The organism is Arthrobacter sp. Br18 (assembly GCF_000520555.1).
Lineage (GTDB): Bacteria > Actinomycetota > Actinomycetes > Actinomycetales > Micrococcaceae > Arthrobacter_D.
Map to the genome: position 1 here is coordinate 12,054 of NZ_AZSA01000212.1, position 16,105 is coordinate 28,158.

Here is a 16,105-nt window from a genome sequence, read left to right on the forward strand (position 1 = left end):
GTCCTAGCCTGCCGCCTCGTCGAAGTAGGTCTGCGCGCCCGGGCAGGTTTCAACGTAGGAAATGTCCCCTGCGGTGGCGGCATCGAGCTCTTCGGCGGCGGGGTGGACCTGGATGAGGGCCTCCTCGTTTTCGAAGATTGCCTTGGTGATGTCCTGCTGGAGCTGCTCGTCCATGGTGGGGCTCGCCACCAGGAGGTTCGGTGAGGCGATGGCGGGAACGGCTTCGGTCTGGCCCTCATAGGTGTTCGCGGGGATGTCCTCGGCCACGTAGTACTCGCCGTATTCGGACGCCAGTGGCTCCGCGTATTCGCCGATGGGCACCAGCACCATGTCGCCGTCACTGGCGAGGTCGATCAGCGCGCCCGTGGGCAGCCCGCCTGACCAGAAACCGGCGTCGATGGTGCCGTCACGCAGTGCAGCGACGGTTTCGGCGGCACCCAGCTGCCGGCGTTCCACGCCGCCCTCGGGATCGATGCCCGCCGCCTCGAGGATGCGCAACGCCGCCACCTCGGTGGCTGAGCCCGGAGCTCCGACGGAGATGACCTTCCCGGCCATGTCCGCGACCGATTCGATACCGGTCCCGTCGACGCTGACGGCCTGCATGAAGTTGTTGTAGATACTGCCGAGCGAGCAGATTTCCAGGGGGTTGCCCTCGAAGTCGTTCACTCCCTCGACGGCGTCGGCCACCACGTCTCCGACGGAGAAGGCGAGCTGCGCGGAACCGTTCTCGATGAGGAGCATATTGTCCACGGAGGCGTTCGTCTCCTGGACCGTCGCGTCATAGCCCTCGATGTTGTCACGGATCATGGTGGCGAACCCGCCGCCCAGCGGGTAATAGACGCCGCCGGTGCCGCCTGTTGCGATGGACAGTGAGCCTCCGCCGCCTGCTTCCGCGCCGCCGCCGCCGTCACCGCCGGTGCTGGGTTCAGGGCTTCCGCAGGCCGAAAGGAACAGGGCAGGGGCAAGAAGGGCTGCTGCGCAGAGGTGCTTCCGGCTTCGCTGTTTCGTGCTCATGGATTTCTTCCTTTGTTGATGGTGGTGTCGAAGGTACTGGTTTCTGGCCTTGGAGTGTCGTCGCTTTCGGGGACGGTGCCGGGCGCCGGGACGTTCCCGGCCGCAAGCAGGCCCGCGAGCATCCGGTAGTAGCCCACCAGCAGGGAAAGCTCGGCAACCCCGGCATGCCCGAAGTGCAGGAATACGGCGGCGTGGTGGTTCTCGCTGATGGTGGTGCCGCACAGGAGCGCCCCGGTGAAATCAAGTGCTGCCCGCTCCGCGGCGTCGAGGGTCGGTGGCATGCTGCCGTTCCTGAGGTGCTCCAGTTCGTCCTCGTCGATCCCGACGGTGGCTGCCACACGGCTGTGGGCGTACCACTCGTAGGCCGAGTCGAGCTCGGCCGAGACCGCACAGATGACGAGTTCCCGCAGCCGCCCGTCGAGGGTGCCGCCGAAGCGCAGCACGGCACCGAGGACCTGGACGGCGTTGCCGATGGCCGGAGCGAAAAGCAGCGCGTTGAACGGCCCGGCCAGGGCGCCGTCGTCGTAGGCCACAGTGAACGGGCCGTTGCCGCGTGGCGGGCCGGCAATCGAGTCGTAGACGGCGCGCTGGTCGGCCGAGAGCCCGGCAGGGGTCAGAAGCGGAAATCGTCCAGCCTGTGGAGTGGACGTCGGGGTTCCAGTGGAATCAGATCCAGTGGCATCGGACCCCGTGGCATCAGACAAGGGTTCGGCCCCCATCCACGTAGAGGACATGGCCGGTGACGAATGCCGCCTGCCGCGACGCCAGGAAGAGTACAGGCCCGGTGAGGTCGTCGACGGTGCCGAGCCGCCCGGCGGGAACCATGCCCGTGTAGTGGTCGCGCACCCCCGGGCGGTCGAGGTAGGCGCCGGTGAGAGCAGTCTCCACGTACCCGGGCGCGATGGCGTTGACGGTCACGCCGCTGGCCGCCCATTCCCGGGCCATCACGCGGACCAGTTGGTTCAACCCACCCTTGCTCGCCGCGTAGGGCCCATGATCGGGGTGGGCGAGCAGGCTGGAGACGGAGGAGCAATAGATTTGCCGGCCGTGGCGGGCCTCGACCATCCGGCGGCCCGCAGCGCGGCCGAGGCGGAAGGCACTGGACAGGTTGACCTCGAGGATCCTGTCCCAGTCATCGTCGCCTGTCTCAAGGATGGGCACGCGGTGGTTGATCCCGACGGCGTGGACCAGGACGTCGATGCCGCCCAGCTCCGTCTCGGCGGCACGGACCGCCCGCTCGCATCCTTCGGTGGTGGTCAGGTCGACGGCGACGGTGCCGGCCCGCCCGGCGAAAGCCGACAGTCGTTCCGGGTCCCGGTCTGCCACGAGGACGCTCGCTCCTGCCTCCATGAAGGCAGCAACGCTGGCCGCACCGATTCCGCCGGCTCCGGCCACCAGTACCCGTTGGCCCTCCAGACCAAGCCAGTCAGACAATCGAACCATCTCCACTTCGGTGGGCGGACAGTGTACGTACCCTGCTGGCGCCGAGATCCGTTCCTGGAGTCATCTGGAGACTGTATACAATCCCAGCACAAAACGTAATCCCCGTCACACAATTGTAATCCAATGGGTTTTGCGCCGGACAGGATGGTCAGGCCGGTTTGGCTACCGGGGCCGGACGGGCTTCGAGGAAGGTCCGAAGGGCTTCAATGGCGTGCTCGCGGTGTTCGTCAAGCAGCAGAATGAGCTTGTCGGCGTTCCGCTCCGCGAACGCGGCGATGATCAGGGTGTGCTCATGCTCGACTCGTGTGCGGTTCGCCTCCGCTCCGTAGTAGACGAACCGGTAGGCGTCGGTCGAGTCCCAGAGGACCTTGATGATCCGCTCGAGGCGCGGCATCCCCGCAGCCCGCACCAGGACGAAGTGGAAGCGCCGATTGGCCTCGGTCATTCTGAGCAGGTCGCCGGCAGCGCTCGCCGTCTCCACCTCGCCGGCGGCAGTCCTCAGATCCATCAGCACACGGTTATCGGGTCTTCTTGCCAGGGCAACCCGTGTGGCCTCGGCCTCGAGGAGTTGTCGAATCCGGTAGACCTCCAGGAGGTCCGAGAGGGACAGGGTGGCCACCTTATGGCCACGGTGGGGTTCGTAGTGGATCTGGCCCTCGGCTTCAAGGATCTTGAACGCTTCCCGCAGCGGCACCCGGCTGACGCCGAACCGTTCAGCGAGTGCGTCCTGGCGAAGGGGCTGGCCGGGCAGGAATTCACCGGCAATGATGGCCCGCCTGAGCTCAGCGAGGACAAATGCCTGGGCGGTCGGCGGGCGTCTGGAGCTTCCGGCGGCACTGTCGGTCACGAAACCGGCCCCTTCAATTCAGCTCTCACCGTTGGTATTCTAGCCGGGCCCGCTTCGGTTTGTTCGAGGCCCGGCGGTCCGGTCCGGAATTCGATCGCCGGGATGCGATATTTTGGGAAGGTCCTGTTCCCGACCCCGGAGAATCCATGAACCCGCGCACCCTGTTCCGCACCGTTGCCGTGGCCGAGGCGCTGACCTGGGCGTTCCTTCTGACCGGGATGTTCTTCAAATACATCGCGCGCACCACGGAGGCGCTCGTTCCGCCGGCCGGTGCCCTCCACGGGTTCGTCTTCCTCTGTTTCCTCGCCAGCACCGCATTCGTCTGGATCAACCAGCGGTGGTCGCTGCGCACCGGGCTGCTGGGCTTCGCCTCCGCCGTCATCCCCTTCGCCACTGTTCCCTTTGAGCGGTGGCTGGAGCGCAAGGGCCAACTCGACGGCACGTGGCGCCTCGCTCCCGGCCGGGAAGCTCCCGGAAATCCGGCAGAGAAGCTGCAGGCCGGAGTGCTGCGCGCTCCGGTAGTGGCCGCCGTGATCGCAGTGGCGGGTATCGCTGCGGTGTTCACGCTCCTGCTGATCATCGGCCCTCCGGTCCCCTCGAGCTGACGGACCGATCATGACTGCTGACCTCGATCTCGCTGCTACCTCCAGCGATGACCGCTACTTCCGCCACAGCGGGCGACGCTGGCGGAAAACGGACCCCAGTATCCCGGAGCCCATTCGGGCCAGGCTCGTATCCCACCTCGGCAGGGGCCGTTCGGGCGTCCGGAACTCCAGGGAGAACGACGACGGCGGCGCTGCACTCGGTGCGGCCCGCGCTATCGTGCAGCTCGCCAAGGAGGGTCTGGGGGAGCGGGGCACGGCCTGGTGGGAGCAGTCGCCGCCCGAGCGCCATGAGCGCTGGGAAAGGGCGCTCGAGGAGCTGGACCGGTTGCACGGCGAGGGCCTGGCCGGCGCATGAGCGGGGGATCGTCGAATGAGCCGGTGCGCGTGGCGGAGCCATTGCCTCCGGATGCACGCTCGCTGCGCGCCGAGATCCTCCGCATCGCGGAGCAGCGGGGCTCGGGCAAGACGCTGTGTCCCTCGGACGCGGCCCGCAGCGTCGGCGGCACTGCATGGCGCGGGCTGATGCCGGAGGCCCGGCTCCTGGCTTTTGCGCTGGCGGGCGAGGGGCTTGTGGAGGTGACCCAGCAGGGCGAGAAGGTGGCGGACGGAGTGCGGGGCCCCATCCGCATCCGGTGGATCGACCCGGCCTGAGCTCCAGTCGCGGCGCTGGGCCACGTGGGGCTGGTGCCAGCAAAGTTCTAGGCTGATTGCATGAACAGTTCCCGCTTCCTTCATCCTCCAACCCTCGCCGCTACCGACTACGCCTACGCAGCGGTGGTTCCGGCGTCGTCGCGCCTGCTGTTCCTTGCGGGAGCCTGCCCACTTGACCCGGATGGCACCGTTCCAGCTGCCGGCTTCGCCGATCAGGCGCGTCGGGCGATGGTCAATCTCGACGTCGCGTTGACGGCTGGCGGTGCCGGGCTGGACGATGTCGTGAGTATTCGGGTCCTAATTGCCTCGGCGGACCAGCGCCATCTGGTGGAAGCGTGGGACGTGGTGCGTGCAGCCTTCGGTGCTCATTCGCCACCGAGCACGCTGCTGGGCGTCACCGTCCTCGGCTACCCGGGACAGCTTGTCGAGGTCGAGGCTGTCGCCGCGGTTGCAGGTGCTGAGCCGGGAGCATCGTGAGAATTACACCGAGTGAATGGTCCAGCCTGTTTCGAAGCATTCGCCGGGTTCGATGATGATCAGGTCCGTGCCGGAGTTGAAGGCGTCCGGAGGGCAGGTCATCGCCTCGATCGCCATCCCGCGCCGTGAAATCGATTCGTCCGGCTGATCGGCCGTATGGACCTGGACCCAGGGGCAGGTTCTGTCGAAGGTCATTCCGGCGCCCCGGCCGCCCGGTCCCACCACGCTGACGGTCACCGATCCGCCGTCGTCGTAGTCGAGCGAGGTGAACGCGTGGTCGAGGTAGGTGGAGCCGATCCGGCGGGGAGTGCGGAAATCGAAGGCCTCCGGAACGGGCAGCAGATCCGTGGGAATCAGCCGCTCCTCCGTTACTTCCAGGTAGGAGTTCGCCGGTAGCGACAGGGTCCACTCGTCCACCCTGCCGCCGCCGTCGCCCAGCAGGTAGGGGTGGGATGCGACGCCGAAGGGCGCGGGGGAGGGCCCGGTGTTCTCGGCCCGGATCCGGGTGGAGAGCCCCTCGTCGGTGAGACGGTAGGTGACTGAAAGGGCGACCCGGAAGGGGTATCCCTTCTGGGGAACCACTTCGGTCCGGAGCTGCAGGGTGCCTGCACTCGAATCCACCAGCTGCCAGTCGTTCCACACGACGAGTCCGTGCAGCGCATGGTTGCGCTCAGGCTCGGTGATGGCCAGCACCTGCTCGGTGCCGGCGAAGCCGTACCTGCCGTCCACCACCCGGTTCGGCCAGGGGGCGAGGACCGCGCCCCTGAAGTAGGGCCGGATGCCCTTCTGGCCGAAGGGAAGGATCAGGTCGCGGCCGTCGAAGGTCAGGCTCCGGAGGGAAGCACCGACGCTTGCGAAGGACGCGGAATACCGGCCGGACCGGAGATCAGAACGGCGGCCGGACAACGGGACCATGGCGGAGCCTTCACCCATTGCCGGCCAGCTCAGGCTCCGGGCCGTTCCACTCGACGGGTTCGGCATGCATCGACCGGTAGGTGATGGCCGGATCCCAGCTGTGGAAGAGAAGGTATTCCTGCCCGTCCGGCCCGGTGACGAGGTCCTGACCGCCGGGGCCGACGTACCGATCGTCGTCGAAGGATGCGGAGGAAAGAAGCGGTTCGGGCGCTTTCTCCCACGGACCCTCCAGCGTCGGGGAGGAGGCATAGCCCACGTTGTAGGCGGGGCCGCCATAATCATTGCTCGAATAGAGCAGGACCAGCTGCGAGTCCTGCTGCACGATCGTGGGCGCCTCCACGAGGTTGCCCTCCCAGTCGAGGGTCTGGGTGATGAGTTTGCGGGCCGGCCCGGCCAGGGTGAGCCCGTCCGCGCTGAGTGGCGTGGCCTGGATCCAGGTATCGAGCTCACAGCAGTTGCCGTCGTTCTTCCAGACGAGGTGGAGTCCCTCGTCGGAGGAGAACGTGCTGGCGTCGATGGCGCCACCCTCGTCCTCAGGACAGACCAGCATCTCTTCGCCGACCACGGTGAACGGCCCAGCGGGATCGGTGGCGGTGGCGACGCCGATGCACTGGAGGGTCGGTTCGAAGTTCGTTGCGGTGAAGTACAGCACGAACTGGCCGTCGGACACCTCGGTGACCTCCGGCGCCCACGTCTTCCCTGGGATGGTCCACGACGGAAGCTCCGGCAGGGCATCCTCAGGAAGCTGCTCCCACTCCACCAGATCGGTGGAGGTGGCTACCTGGACGTTCTTGCGGTTGCCGTTGGAGGCATACGCGTAGTAGGTGTCACCCACCTTGAGGACATCCGGGTCAGGAAAATCAGCGTCGAGGACCTGGGTCGAGGAGCCCTCAGCGGTGTCCGTCGGCCCGGCGTCCTCCGCTTCGCCTGCGGGCGAGCAGCCGGCCGTTGCGGCGGCCAGAAGGCTCGCCGCAACGACCGTATGCACAGCTCTGATGCGCTGGTGCATCACCCTTTCACTCCGGAGCGGGAAACTCCCTCGATGATGAAGCGCTGAAGGAAGACGAACAGGGCCAGGACGGGCACGCTCGCCACCACCGCGCCTGCCATCAGGAGGTCATACCGCACGGCGTTCGCCGACTGCAGGGTGGAAAGCCCCGGCGGCAGCGTCTGCACCTCGGGACTGAACAGGACGTAGATCGGCCAGAGGAAGTCGTTCCAGTTCGTCAGGAAAGCCAGCAGTGCCAGCGTGGCCATGGCCGGCTTCGCGAGCGGCAGGATGATTTTCGTGAACATCTCGAATCGGTTGGCGCCGTCGAGGCGGGCCGCCTCCTCGAGGTCGTCCGGCAGCGCGATGAAGAACTGGCGCATGAAGAACACTCCGAATGCCGATGCGGCCGTCGGAACGATGATGGCGACGAGCGAGTTGAGCCACCCTAGGTCACTCACGATCAGGTAGTTGGGAATCACCAGGATGACCGGTGGTACCAGCAGCGTGGCAACGATGACGGCGAAGACGATCTTCTTGCCGCGGAAGTTCATCCGGGCCAGCGGGTACGCCGCCAGGGATGCGGTGACGACCACGAGAGCCGAATGGAGCAGCGCCGCGATCATGCTGTTCACGAACCAGCGCAGCACCGGCGTGTTGCTGTCCGGTGCCAGGATCGTCTGATAGGCCTCCAGGGAGAAGGGGTTGGGGATCCAGGTCGGCGGAATCCCGGTGGCATCGGCCCGCGTCTTGAAGGAGGTGATGATCATGAAGATCAGGGGACTGATGAAGACCAGCGCCACCAGGCCGAGGATGATCAGCCGCACGATCGAACGACGGCGGCTGCCGGGCACGTGGCGGTCGGCCCTTGAGGTGTCTTTCGCGTTGACGGTATCGATGGCCTGGCTCATCAGGACCCCTTCTTTTCGCGGAACAGCCAGAAGACCACGAGGCTGAGTCCAATGAGGAAGACGGTCAGCACATAGCTCATCGCCGCGGCGCTGCCCATCTGGAAGTTGCGTAGTCCTGTGTCAGCGATCTGGTAGATCGCCGTGCGCGTTTCCCTGCCCGGGCCGCCCTGTGTGATGAGGAACGACTGTCCGAACATGTTGACCGAGGCGATCAGGGTGACGATGGTGACGAAGGACAGCACCGGACGCAGGCCCGGAAGGGTCACGTTGACGAATTGCTGCCAGCCGTTGGCGCCGTCCACCCGGGCTGCCTCGTACAGTTCGGCCGGGATGTCCTGCAGCGCGGCAAGATAGATCACGGCGTTGAAACCCAGGGTCCACCACACGGTCACCCCGACCAGCGCAACCCATGCGGCAGGAGTGGAGGTTGTCCACGCGATGTCGTTCGGAAGGCCGAGCAGACCCAGGTAGTAGTTGACCAGGCCGATGTTGTTGTCCAGGAGGTAGCGCCAGAGGACGGCGACCACCGCGACGCCCAGGACGTAGGGGGCGAAGTACACCGCCCGGAAGAAGTTGCGGCCGGGAAACTTCTTCGCCATGAGCAGTGCCACCCCGAGGGGGATGGTGAGCAGGAGGGGCACGCTGAACAGTGTGAAGATACCTGTTGCCTGCATCGAGCCCCAGAAGTTCTGGAACTGGGCGGAGTCGGGCTGGAACAGCTCGGTGTAGTTCTGCAGCCCGACGAAGGGTTTCAGGGGCCGGGTGTAGTCCCAGGTGTGCAGGCTGATCCAGGCGCCGAAGACGATGGGCACCAGGACGAAGCCGATGAACAGGATGAGGTACGGCGCGAGGAACAGCCAGGGTGTTCCTGGTGCCTGCCTGCGGATCTCCCGGGGCGATGACTTGGCGCGGGACTGCCGGGGTGCCCTCTGCTCTGAGGGGGCACCCCCTTCCTTCAGGGTCGTCATGATCCCTATTCTCCGAACGACGCTTTGTTCTCTTCCATCAACTGCGAGGCGTTCTCGGCGGCCTCGGTCATTGCTTCCTCCGGGGACTGGTCGCCCAGGACCGCCTTGTTGACGCCGACCTCGAGTGTCTCGGTCTGTACGGCGCCGATTCCGGGGATGGGCGGCAGGAACCGCATGTCGTCGATGTTCTCGGCGATCGCTTCCTGAGGCATGCCGTCGAGCGCACCCGCGGCGCGGACCGATTCGCGGGCGGGAATCATGCCGGAGCCGGCCCATTCCTCGGAGTTTTCGCTCATCCACGCAATGAACACCTTGGCCGCGTTCTGCTTGTCGGCGTCGGGCGTTGCCTGGCGGGGCAGGAAGAAGTTGTGCGAGCTGCCCCACACGGCTTCCTCGGAACCGATGGTCGGGAGAGGAGCTGCAGCGTACGGCAGGCCGGAGGCCTCCAGGTCATTCAGCTGCCAGATACCGTCCCACGTGATGGAGGTCTCACCGTTCTTGAAGGCCACGTACTGCGAATCGAGGGCCACGTTCGAGGGACTGTAGCCGTTCTCGATGATGTCGGTCTGCCAGGTGATGGCGTCAATCCCTTCCGGTGACGCGAAGTTGGCCTGGGACGCCTCGGCGTCGTACGGCTGGCCGCCGTTCTGCCACAGCAGGGACAGGTTGATCAGGTGGCTGGGCCATAGCGACGGCATCCAGAAGGGATTCTCGTAGCCGGCGGCCTGGAGCTTCTCGAGCGCGTCCTCGAACGACGCCGCATCGGTAGGAGCCTCGGTGATGCCGGCCGCTGCGAAGTGCTCGGTGTTGTAGTACATCGCCAGGGAGTGCACATCGAGGGGGACGCCGAAACGCTCCTCCTTGTACACGCCCGCGTTCCAGACTTCCTCGGTGAAATCGTCGGCCGTGAGCTCGAGGGTATCGGTGAGATCGTCCACGGGCACGATGACGTTGCGGGCCGCGTTGGTGGACAGCTGGTCCAGGTGCATGACGCCGACGTCCGGGCCCTCGCCGGCAGTAACGGCCGCCGGAAGCCTCTGGTAGAAGTCCGCCCACTGCATGGTGTTGGAGACGACCTTGATATTTTCGTGCTCGGCGTTGAACTCCTCCACCATTCCCTCCATGAAGGGTCCGTCACCGCCCGTGAAGCCGTTCCAGTAGGAAAGCTCTACTTCGGGGCCGGTGTACTCGCCGGTGAACTCCGCTGCTGCCTGGTCTCCTCCGGAGCCCCCGCATGCCGTCAAACCGAGCAATGCCACGGCGCCGATGGCCGTTGCGGCCTTCAGGTGCCTGCGCAGAAATCGCTTGGGGTTGGTCATTATTGTCCTCCTCGTTGAAAACGCGTGCGTTCGTCCTGGCTACTGCGGAGGGGCAGGTTTTGCCTCCACCCCCGACATGTGATCCAACTTACAGCGCTGTAAACAACCTGTCCAGTGCTTTGGAAAGAGGAAACGGAACGGCGGAGCAAACAGGAGGAACCGCTTTAGACTTGGACAGACCTGAGGAGAAGCGCATGAAGAAGGTTCGGCTTGCCGATGTGGCAAAGGTGGCAGGCGTATCGATGAAGACGGTCTCGAACGTGGTTCACAACTATCCCCACGTGACGCCGGAGATGCGTCGGAAAGTGCAACTGGCGATCGATGAACTCGGTTACAAGCCGAACCTCACCGCACGTCGCCTGGCGACCGGAAAAACCGGCATGATCGCTCTCGCCATCCCCGAGATCGACCATCCGTACTTCTCCGAGCTGTCCCGCTACATCGCGGAAGAAGCGAGCCTGCGGGGCTACCGCGTGCTCGTCGAGCAGACGCTGAACAACCTCGCAGCGGAGCAGGCAGTGCTGAACGACCGCGAGGCGGGCCTGGTGGATGGAGTGATCTTCCATCCTGTGCGCATGCAGTCCATGGACATCGCGATGCTTCGTCGGGACGTCCCACTGGTCCTGCTCGGTGAATCCACCATGCCGGTCACGGCCGACCACGTGATGATCGACAATGTGGCAGCCGCCCGCGATGGGGTTCGTCATCTCCTCGCGCAGGGCCGTCGTCGGATTGCGTTCCTGGGGCTCGTGGCGGGAGACATCACCGGATCGACCGATCAGCGGCTGCTCGGCTACCAACAGGGTCTGCTCGAAGCGAAGATGCCGCTCGACCCGCACCTCGTCTTCTCCGCACCGGATTTCTCACCCGAGGACAGTGCGGAGGCCGTGCAGCGTGCGTTGGCGTCGGGCATCTCCTTCGACGGGATCATCTGCCGTGACGACAGGTTCGCGACCGGCGCGCTGCATGCCCTGCGGAACGCGGGATCGAGGGTGCCCGAGGACGTTGCCGTCGTCGGATGGGACGACACCGAGCTGGGGCGCTGGGCGGCTCCGTCCCTCACCTCCATAGCACCGGACAAGAGGGAGCTCGCGGCCACCGCTCTTGAAATGCTCGGTGAGAGGATCGACGGGCTGCAGGGGATAGGCCGGCACCGTATCGTTTCCCATTCCCTCAGCATTCGGGAGAGCGCACCCGCCGGAGCGCCGGTACTGTTGTAGGGAAATGGCTTTACAGCGCTGGAAAAATGGTACAGGATGTCCGCATGTCCATTGCGAATTCGTTCAGTGCCAGTGTCCAAGACGGCGAGTACCCCCGTCCCCAGTTCGTCCGTCAACATTGGACCGATCTCGGCGGCAAATGGAGCTTCGACCACGACGACGACAACGTGGGCATGGCTGAGAAATGGTTCGCACCCGGCAGCAGCCTGCCTCGGACCATCAACGTCCCCTTCCCTCCGGAATCCGTGGCGTCCGGCATCAATGACACAGGGTTCCATCCCGTGGTCTGGTACCGGCGCACCGTCACCCAGGATGAGATCGGGCGAAGCGGCCGCAGGACGGGCGACGATCGGGTGCTCCTGCATTTCGGAGCCGTCGACTACCGGGCGACCGTCTGGGTCGACGGACAATTGGTCGGCTCCCACGAGGGCGGACAGACACCGTTCTCCGTGGACATCACCATCCACACGCAGACTCCCGGCGACCTCTCCCTCGTTGTCCGTGCGGAAGACGATCCGCACGACGTCGCACAACCGCGTGGGAAGCAGGACTGGCTGGAGGACCCGCACGTCATCTGGTACCACCGGACCACCGGTATCTGGCAGCCGGTCTGGCTCGAGTCCGTTCCTGCAGTATCGATCGAGGAGATTGCCTGGGAGCCGCAGGTCCCGGCCGGATCCGTTCAGCTCGAACTCGATCTGTCGGCGCGGCATCCCGATGCGGTCACGGTGAAGGTCGAACTGAGTTACAAAGGGCGTGCCCTCGGGACCCACACGACGACGGCGGACGAGCCCCACGTCGTGATGAACTGCGCCATCGCGCACCAGGCCAACGGCCAGGCCTATGAGTCGTTGCTGTGGTCTCCGGAACACCCCCGCCTCATCGATGGCAAGGTGTCCCTGCTCGATTCCGACGGGCGGGTTCTCGACGAACTGTGGTCCTACTTCGGGATGCGCAGCGTCGGCACGGAGGGCAGGCACTTCCTCCTCAACGATCGTCCCTACTACGTCCGATCGGTCCTCGAGCAGGGCTACTGGCCGGAGTCGCTCCTCACGGCCCCCGACGCGGCCGCGCTCCGCGACGAGGTGCAGCTCATCAAGGATCTGGGATTCAATGCCGCCCGGCTGCATGAAAAGGTCGAAGACCCTCGCTTCCTCTACTGGGCGGACCGCCTCGGTCTCCTTGTCTGGGGGGAAATGGGCAGCACCTTCGAGTTCTCGCCCACAGCGGTCGAAAGGGTTGCCCGTGAATGGGCGAGCGTTGTCAAGCGCGACCGGTCCCATCCCTGCATCGTGACCTGGGTTCCACTGAACGAGAGCTGGGGTGTCCAGCAGATTGCGCACGATCCGGCTCAACGCCATTTCGCCCAGGCAATGTACCACCTTACGAAGGCACTCGACACTTCGCGGCCGGTCATCTCCAATGACGGCTGGGAGCATGCGGAGTCGGATCTCTTCACGGTCCACGACTACGCCGTGACCCATGAAAAGCTTCATTCGCACTACAGGGACCCCGCCGCTTTCCAGTCCCTGGTCGACGGCGTGGGGCCTGCCGGGCGCCGCTTGAGCGTCCTGCCCGAGCTGGTGAGGACCCAGCCCGTCATGGTGTCGGAGTTCGGCGGGGTTTCCTACGCACCGGACAGTCCCATCGACACCTGGGGCTACTCCACCGCGGACTCGCTGGAGGACTTCGCCCTCCGGTTGGAGGCGCTCTTCTCGGCACTCCACCAAAGCCCCATCCTTGCCGGTTTCTGCTACACCCAGCTGACGGACACCCTGCAGGAGGCGAACGGCCTGACGGACGAGAACCGCAAGCCGAAGCTTCCCATTCCTGAGATCCGGAAGATCGTGATGGGGAACGCGTGGACGCCCGGAGGTTCCGACCATGGGTGAGGCACCACGGATTCCGTCAGCAGTGGACATCCCGATCCCGGAGGGTGGAAGCGATGTGGCGCGGGAGGCGGTCACCGGCCTCTATACGCGGGGGGTCATCGCCCGCAAGGAAGCCTTCCCGCGCCAGTGGGCATCCCAGCTGGGCGAGGACATCGACACGGCGTTCAGGGAGGCGCTGTCCAGGCCGAACGGCGCCGTCGGACGCGGGCCGAAGCGGTACTACGTGGAGATCCACCCTGAACAGTTGCGGGGGTGGCTTGAGCTGGTGGACCATCCCTGGGTCCGTATGGTGTGCGAATCGGTGCTCGGCCCGGATTACCAGATCGTTGAACTCGGGTTCGACATCCCTGGTCCGGGTGCTGTGAACCAGCCGTGGCATCGGGACTTTCCGATGCCGGAGGAGACCCGGGTGAACAGGCGGTTGACATCGCTGGCCTTCAACGCCACCGCCGTCGACACCGCAGAGGACATGGGTCCGTTCGAGATCGCTCCTACCACGCAGTGGGACCTTCCGGACGGCTTCGACCATGCCATGTTCCCGCCGAAATCGGTGTATCCCCGTTACGAGGCCCTGGCCGAACGGAAGTACCCGAGGATGGGTGATATCTCGGCGCGATCGGCCTTGACCATCCACCGGGGGACGCAGAACAGGTCGGACAAATCCCGGCCCGTCCTGGTCCTCGGGGTGGACGCCCCGGGAGCCGGTAACGCCGCCCACCATTCGATGGAAGTCACGAGGGAGTTCTTCGAGTCCCTGCCCCAGCGTGTCCGGGACCATATCGTGTGCCCCGTGGTGGAGACACTGACCCCGATTACCCAGAAGCATTCCATCGAGGGCCTCATGATGGGTGAGGCCTGACGGCACCGCTTTCGCCTACTGCGCGCTCCTGATTCTCTCTTCTACTTCGCGGCCAGCTCGGGGTGGTGGAGTTCGGCGACGTCGGGATGGGCACGCACGCGGCCCTTCAGCACGTTCGAGCCGTAGGACGCGAGCATGGGGTTGTCGGGATCATCCGACAGGCCACGCGCCTGGGCCCGCAGTTCGGGAGCCAGCGGGACGGGATCGATCACGGCGTCGAGCCGGGGCGACCAGAAGAACGGCACTGCATAGCGGTCGACGCCGGGCGGCGGGGACTGCACGCGGTGGATGGTCGCGGCGAGGTAGCCCCCGGTGGCCACCTCCAGCATCTCCCCGAGATTGACGACGAGCGCACCCGGGACAGGGTCGACGGGCACCCAGCCGTCAGCTCCCTGGGGGAGGACCTCGAGGCCGCCCACCTCGTCCTGCAGCAGCAGGGTCACGAAACCGTAGTCGGCGTGGGCCCCGACACCCTGGTTGCCCGAGTCCTTCACCGCGCCGCCCACGTAGTGGACCAGCTTCGCCATCCAGGCCGGTGCTCCTTCGAACGGCTCTGCGAAGTAGTCCTCGGGCAGCTGAAGCGCGACGGCGATCGCCGAGAGCAGCTCCGCTCCCACCTCCGACATCAGGTCCGCCCACTGCATGGCCGCCTGCTCAAGTTCGGGCAGGATGTCCCGGGGCCACAGGTTCGGGCCCTGAAGCAGCCAGAAGGGCTCGTGCTCCGGGTAGCTTTCCAGGGCAGGACGCTCCGGGGAGAAGTCGATCTGCTCCCGCGCGTCGGGCCGGCCCTTCGTCACTTCCGTTCCCAGCCGGGCGTAGCCGCGGAAGTGCGCGGACGTCCGGTTGTCCAGGGTGAGGCGGTCCTCCAGCGGAAGGTCGAAGAACTCCTTCGTCACGCGGAACAGGGAGTCCACCTGGAATTCCGCTGCGCCGTAGTTGATGAGCTGGAAAAAGCCGACGGTGTGGGCGGCGTCGCGAAGCGTGTCGATGAACGCGGGGTTGAAGGTTCCATCGGCATGGCGCGCGGTGCTGAGGTCAAGAATGGGGATCGAACCCTGATTGTGCTGCATGCGCAGGAGACTACTCCTGTTCACCGCCGCACTTTCGGTTTGCGTTACGCCGTGTTTCATCCGCGGCAGGTCCTTCCGGCCGACGACGTTCCCCGCATACTGTTTCCCGCCGCCTATCGGATGGATGAATCTGACCAGACCGCCCAGAACCTTATAGGTTGAAGGGGCGAGTCCGAACAGTGTTCTCCCAACCGGAAGGTGTTCCGTATGATTTTCATCGTCGTCAAGTTTCACGTCAAGCCCGACTGGAGTGATCGCTGGATCGCCCTGACGAAGGACTTCACCGAGGCCACGCGCCGGGAGCCCGGCAACCTGTGGTTCGACTGGTCCCGGAGTGTGGAGGATCCGCACCGCTTCGTGCTCGTCGAGGCCTTCGACGACGACGCCGCCGAAGCGCATGTGAACAGCGAGCACTTTTCACGTGCCATGCAGGACATGCCGCAGGCGCTGGTCGAGACACCGGAAATTATCAGCGAGAAGATTTCCGCTGACGGCTGGGGCCGGATGGGGGAGCTTACCGTCCCCTGATGGCTGATGGCTGATGGCTGATGGCTGGCGGCGTCGCGCGTTTCCGTGGGCGGGCCCCTGTCAGGCGGGTCGTGCCTGTCCGGGGATACCGGACAGGGCAGCTGTCAGCGACCTTTCGAAGATGAAATCGTCCTCCCACCGGTTCCCGAGCGGGAACCGCTTCGAGCCGACCGGCAGGAACCCGTTCCTGGAGTAGAAGCGGATGGCGCGTTCGTTCTCCTGGTTCACGCCGAGCCAGATCCCCGGAAAGCCGTTGCGGAGCGCGTGATCCAGCGTCTCGCGCATCAGGGCAGCTGCCGTGCCCCGCCCGTGGTTGTCCGGGTGGATGTAGAACTTGCTGAGCTCCACGACCGGGGAGAGCGTCAGGGCTTCGACTACGTCCGGGTCGGTGGGCTGGG

General features: G+C 65.5%; 19 protein-coding genes. 8 read left to right on the top strand and 11 right to left on the bottom strand.

The genetic code is table 11. The annotated features are described in order from the left end of the window. Positions 1-3: 3 nt before the first annotated feature. The 4 genes from Y704_RS0100225 to Y704_RS0100240 form a co-directional block, all read right to left on the bottom strand. Positions 4-1,014 (bottom strand): TAXI family TRAP transporter solute-binding subunit, encoded by a 1,011-nt coding sequence (locus tag Y704_RS0100225; protein ID WP_026548643.1) that lies wholly within the window; start codon positions 1,012-1,014, stop codon positions 4-6. Further along, a complete protein-coding gene (locus tag Y704_RS17780; RefSeq protein ID WP_253904155.1) occupies positions 1,011-1,718 on the bottom strand; it encodes a carboxymuconolactone decarboxylase family protein in 708 nt (235 codons plus the stop codon). The genes Y704_RS0100225 and Y704_RS17780 overlap by 4 nt, the downstream gene beginning before the upstream one ends. Beyond that, positions 1,711-2,457, bottom strand: a complete 747-nt coding sequence (locus Y704_RS0100235; RefSeq protein ID WP_173401109.1) for an SDR family NAD(P)-dependent oxidoreductase — start codon at positions 2,455-2,457, stop codon at positions 1,711-1,713. The genes Y704_RS17780 and Y704_RS0100235 overlap by 8 nt, the downstream gene beginning before the upstream one ends. 148 nt (positions 2,458-2,605) lie before the next feature. After that, positions 2,606-3,304 (bottom strand): GntR family transcriptional regulator, encoded by a 699-nt coding sequence (locus tag Y704_RS0100240; RefSeq protein ID WP_026548645.1) that lies wholly within the window; start codon positions 3,302-3,304, stop codon positions 2,606-2,608. A 146-nt stretch (positions 3,305-3,450) separates the two neighbouring features. Here Y704_RS0100240 and Y704_RS0100245 point away from each other — a divergent pair, with 146 nt between their 5' ends. Genes Y704_RS0100245 through Y704_RS0100260 form a run of 4 tightly spaced genes read left to right on the top strand, consistent with a single transcriptional unit; the run spans position 3,451 to position 5,037 of the window. Continuing rightward, complete coding sequence (locus tag Y704_RS0100245) at positions 3,451-3,909, top strand: DUF3817 domain-containing protein (protein WP_026548646.1); 459 nt, start codon at positions 3,451-3,453, stop codon at positions 3,907-3,909. Positions 3,910-3,919: 10 nt separating this feature from the next. Further along, the gene (locus tag Y704_RS0100250; RefSeq protein ID WP_026548647.1) at positions 3,920-4,264 is read left to right on the top strand and encodes a hypothetical protein; all 345 of its coding nucleotides are present in this window, start codon (positions 3,920-3,922) and stop codon (positions 4,262-4,264) included. Beyond that, complete coding sequence (locus Y704_RS0100255; RefSeq protein WP_081747303.1) at positions 4,261-4,560, top strand: DUF3253 domain-containing protein; 300 nt, start codon at positions 4,261-4,263, stop codon at positions 4,558-4,560. The genes Y704_RS0100250 and Y704_RS0100255 overlap by 4 nt, the downstream gene beginning before the upstream one ends. 60 nt (positions 4,561-4,620) lie before the next feature. Next, positions 4,621-5,037, top strand: a complete 417-nt coding sequence (locus tag Y704_RS0100260; RefSeq protein WP_026548649.1) for a RidA family protein — start codon at positions 4,621-4,623, stop codon at positions 5,035-5,037. Between the two features lie 3 nt (positions 5,038-5,040). On the opposite strand, the gene Y704_RS0100265 is transcribed toward Y704_RS0100260, so the two are convergent. From Y704_RS0100265 to Y704_RS0100285, 5 genes are read right to left on the bottom strand one after another with little or no spacing between them, the layout of a single operon-like run. After that, the gene (locus tag Y704_RS0100265) at positions 5,041-5,952 is read right to left on the bottom strand and encodes an aldose 1-epimerase family protein (protein WP_026548650.1); all 912 of its coding nucleotides are present in this window, start codon (positions 5,950-5,952) and stop codon (positions 5,041-5,043) included. 10 nt (positions 5,953-5,962) lie between these two features. Then, positions 5,963-6,940 carry a glycoside hydrolase family 43 protein gene (locus Y704_RS0100270; protein WP_253904156.1) on the bottom strand — a complete coding sequence of 326 codons (978 nt, stop codon included), beginning with the start codon at positions 6,938-6,940 and terminating at the stop codon, positions 5,963-5,965. A gap of 20 nt (positions 6,941-6,960) precedes the next feature. Further along, positions 6,961-7,851: a carbohydrate ABC transporter permease gene (locus Y704_RS0100275; RefSeq protein WP_081747304.1), complete on the bottom strand. Its 891-nt coding sequence runs from the start codon at positions 7,849-7,851 to the stop codon at positions 6,961-6,963. Continuing rightward, the gene (locus Y704_RS0100280) at positions 7,851-8,819 is read right to left on the bottom strand and encodes a carbohydrate ABC transporter permease (protein WP_026548653.1); all 969 of its coding nucleotides are present in this window, start codon (positions 8,817-8,819) and stop codon (positions 7,851-7,853) included. The genes Y704_RS0100275 and Y704_RS0100280 overlap by 1 nt, the downstream gene beginning before the upstream one ends. 5 nt (positions 8,820-8,824) lie before the next feature. After that, positions 8,825-10,138 (bottom strand): ABC transporter substrate-binding protein, encoded by a 1,314-nt coding sequence (locus Y704_RS0100285; protein WP_051476532.1) that lies wholly within the window; start codon positions 10,136-10,138, stop codon positions 8,825-8,827. Positions 10,139-10,332: 194 nt separating this feature from the next. Between Y704_RS0100285 and Y704_RS0100290 the strand changes: the two genes are divergently transcribed. The 3 genes from Y704_RS0100290 to Y704_RS0100300 are packed head-to-tail and all read left to right on the top strand — an operon-like array spanning position 10,333 to position 14,109. Continuing rightward, on the top strand, positions 10,333-11,358 hold the full coding sequence (locus tag Y704_RS0100290) for a LacI family DNA-binding transcriptional regulator (RefSeq protein WP_026548655.1): 1,026 nt from the start codon (positions 10,333-10,335) through the stop codon (positions 11,356-11,358). A 44-nt stretch (positions 11,359-11,402) separates the two neighbouring features. Then, positions 11,403-13,250 carry a glycoside hydrolase family 2 protein gene (locus Y704_RS0100295; RefSeq protein WP_253904157.1) on the top strand — a complete coding sequence of 616 codons (1,848 nt, stop codon included), beginning with the start codon at positions 11,403-11,405 and terminating at the stop codon, positions 13,248-13,250. Beyond that, complete coding sequence (locus tag Y704_RS0100300) at positions 13,243-14,109, top strand: phytanoyl-CoA dioxygenase family protein (RefSeq protein ID WP_081747305.1); 867 nt, start codon at positions 13,243-13,245, stop codon at positions 14,107-14,109. The genes Y704_RS0100295 and Y704_RS0100300 overlap by 8 nt, the downstream gene beginning before the upstream one ends. A 41-nt stretch (positions 14,110-14,150) precedes the next feature. Here the strand turns inward: Y704_RS0100300 and Y704_RS0100305 are convergent, their stop codons facing one another. Beyond that, positions 14,151-15,179 (bottom strand): isopenicillin N synthase family dioxygenase, encoded by a 1,029-nt coding sequence (locus tag Y704_RS0100305; protein ID WP_026548658.1) that lies wholly within the window; start codon positions 15,177-15,179, stop codon positions 14,151-14,153. A gap of 207 nt (positions 15,180-15,386) precedes the next feature. On the opposite strand from Y704_RS0100305, the gene Y704_RS0100310 reads away from it, so the two are divergent. Next, a complete protein-coding gene (locus Y704_RS0100310) occupies positions 15,387-15,707 on the top strand; it encodes a putative quinol monooxygenase (RefSeq protein ID WP_026548659.1) in 321 nt (106 codons plus the stop codon). A 60-nt stretch (positions 15,708-15,767) separates the two neighbouring features. Here the strand turns inward: Y704_RS0100310 and Y704_RS17785 are convergent. Next, a partial coding sequence (locus Y704_RS17785) for a GNAT family N-acetyltransferase (protein ID WP_155850130.1) occupies positions 15,768-16,105 on the bottom strand: 338 nt, incomplete at its 5' end.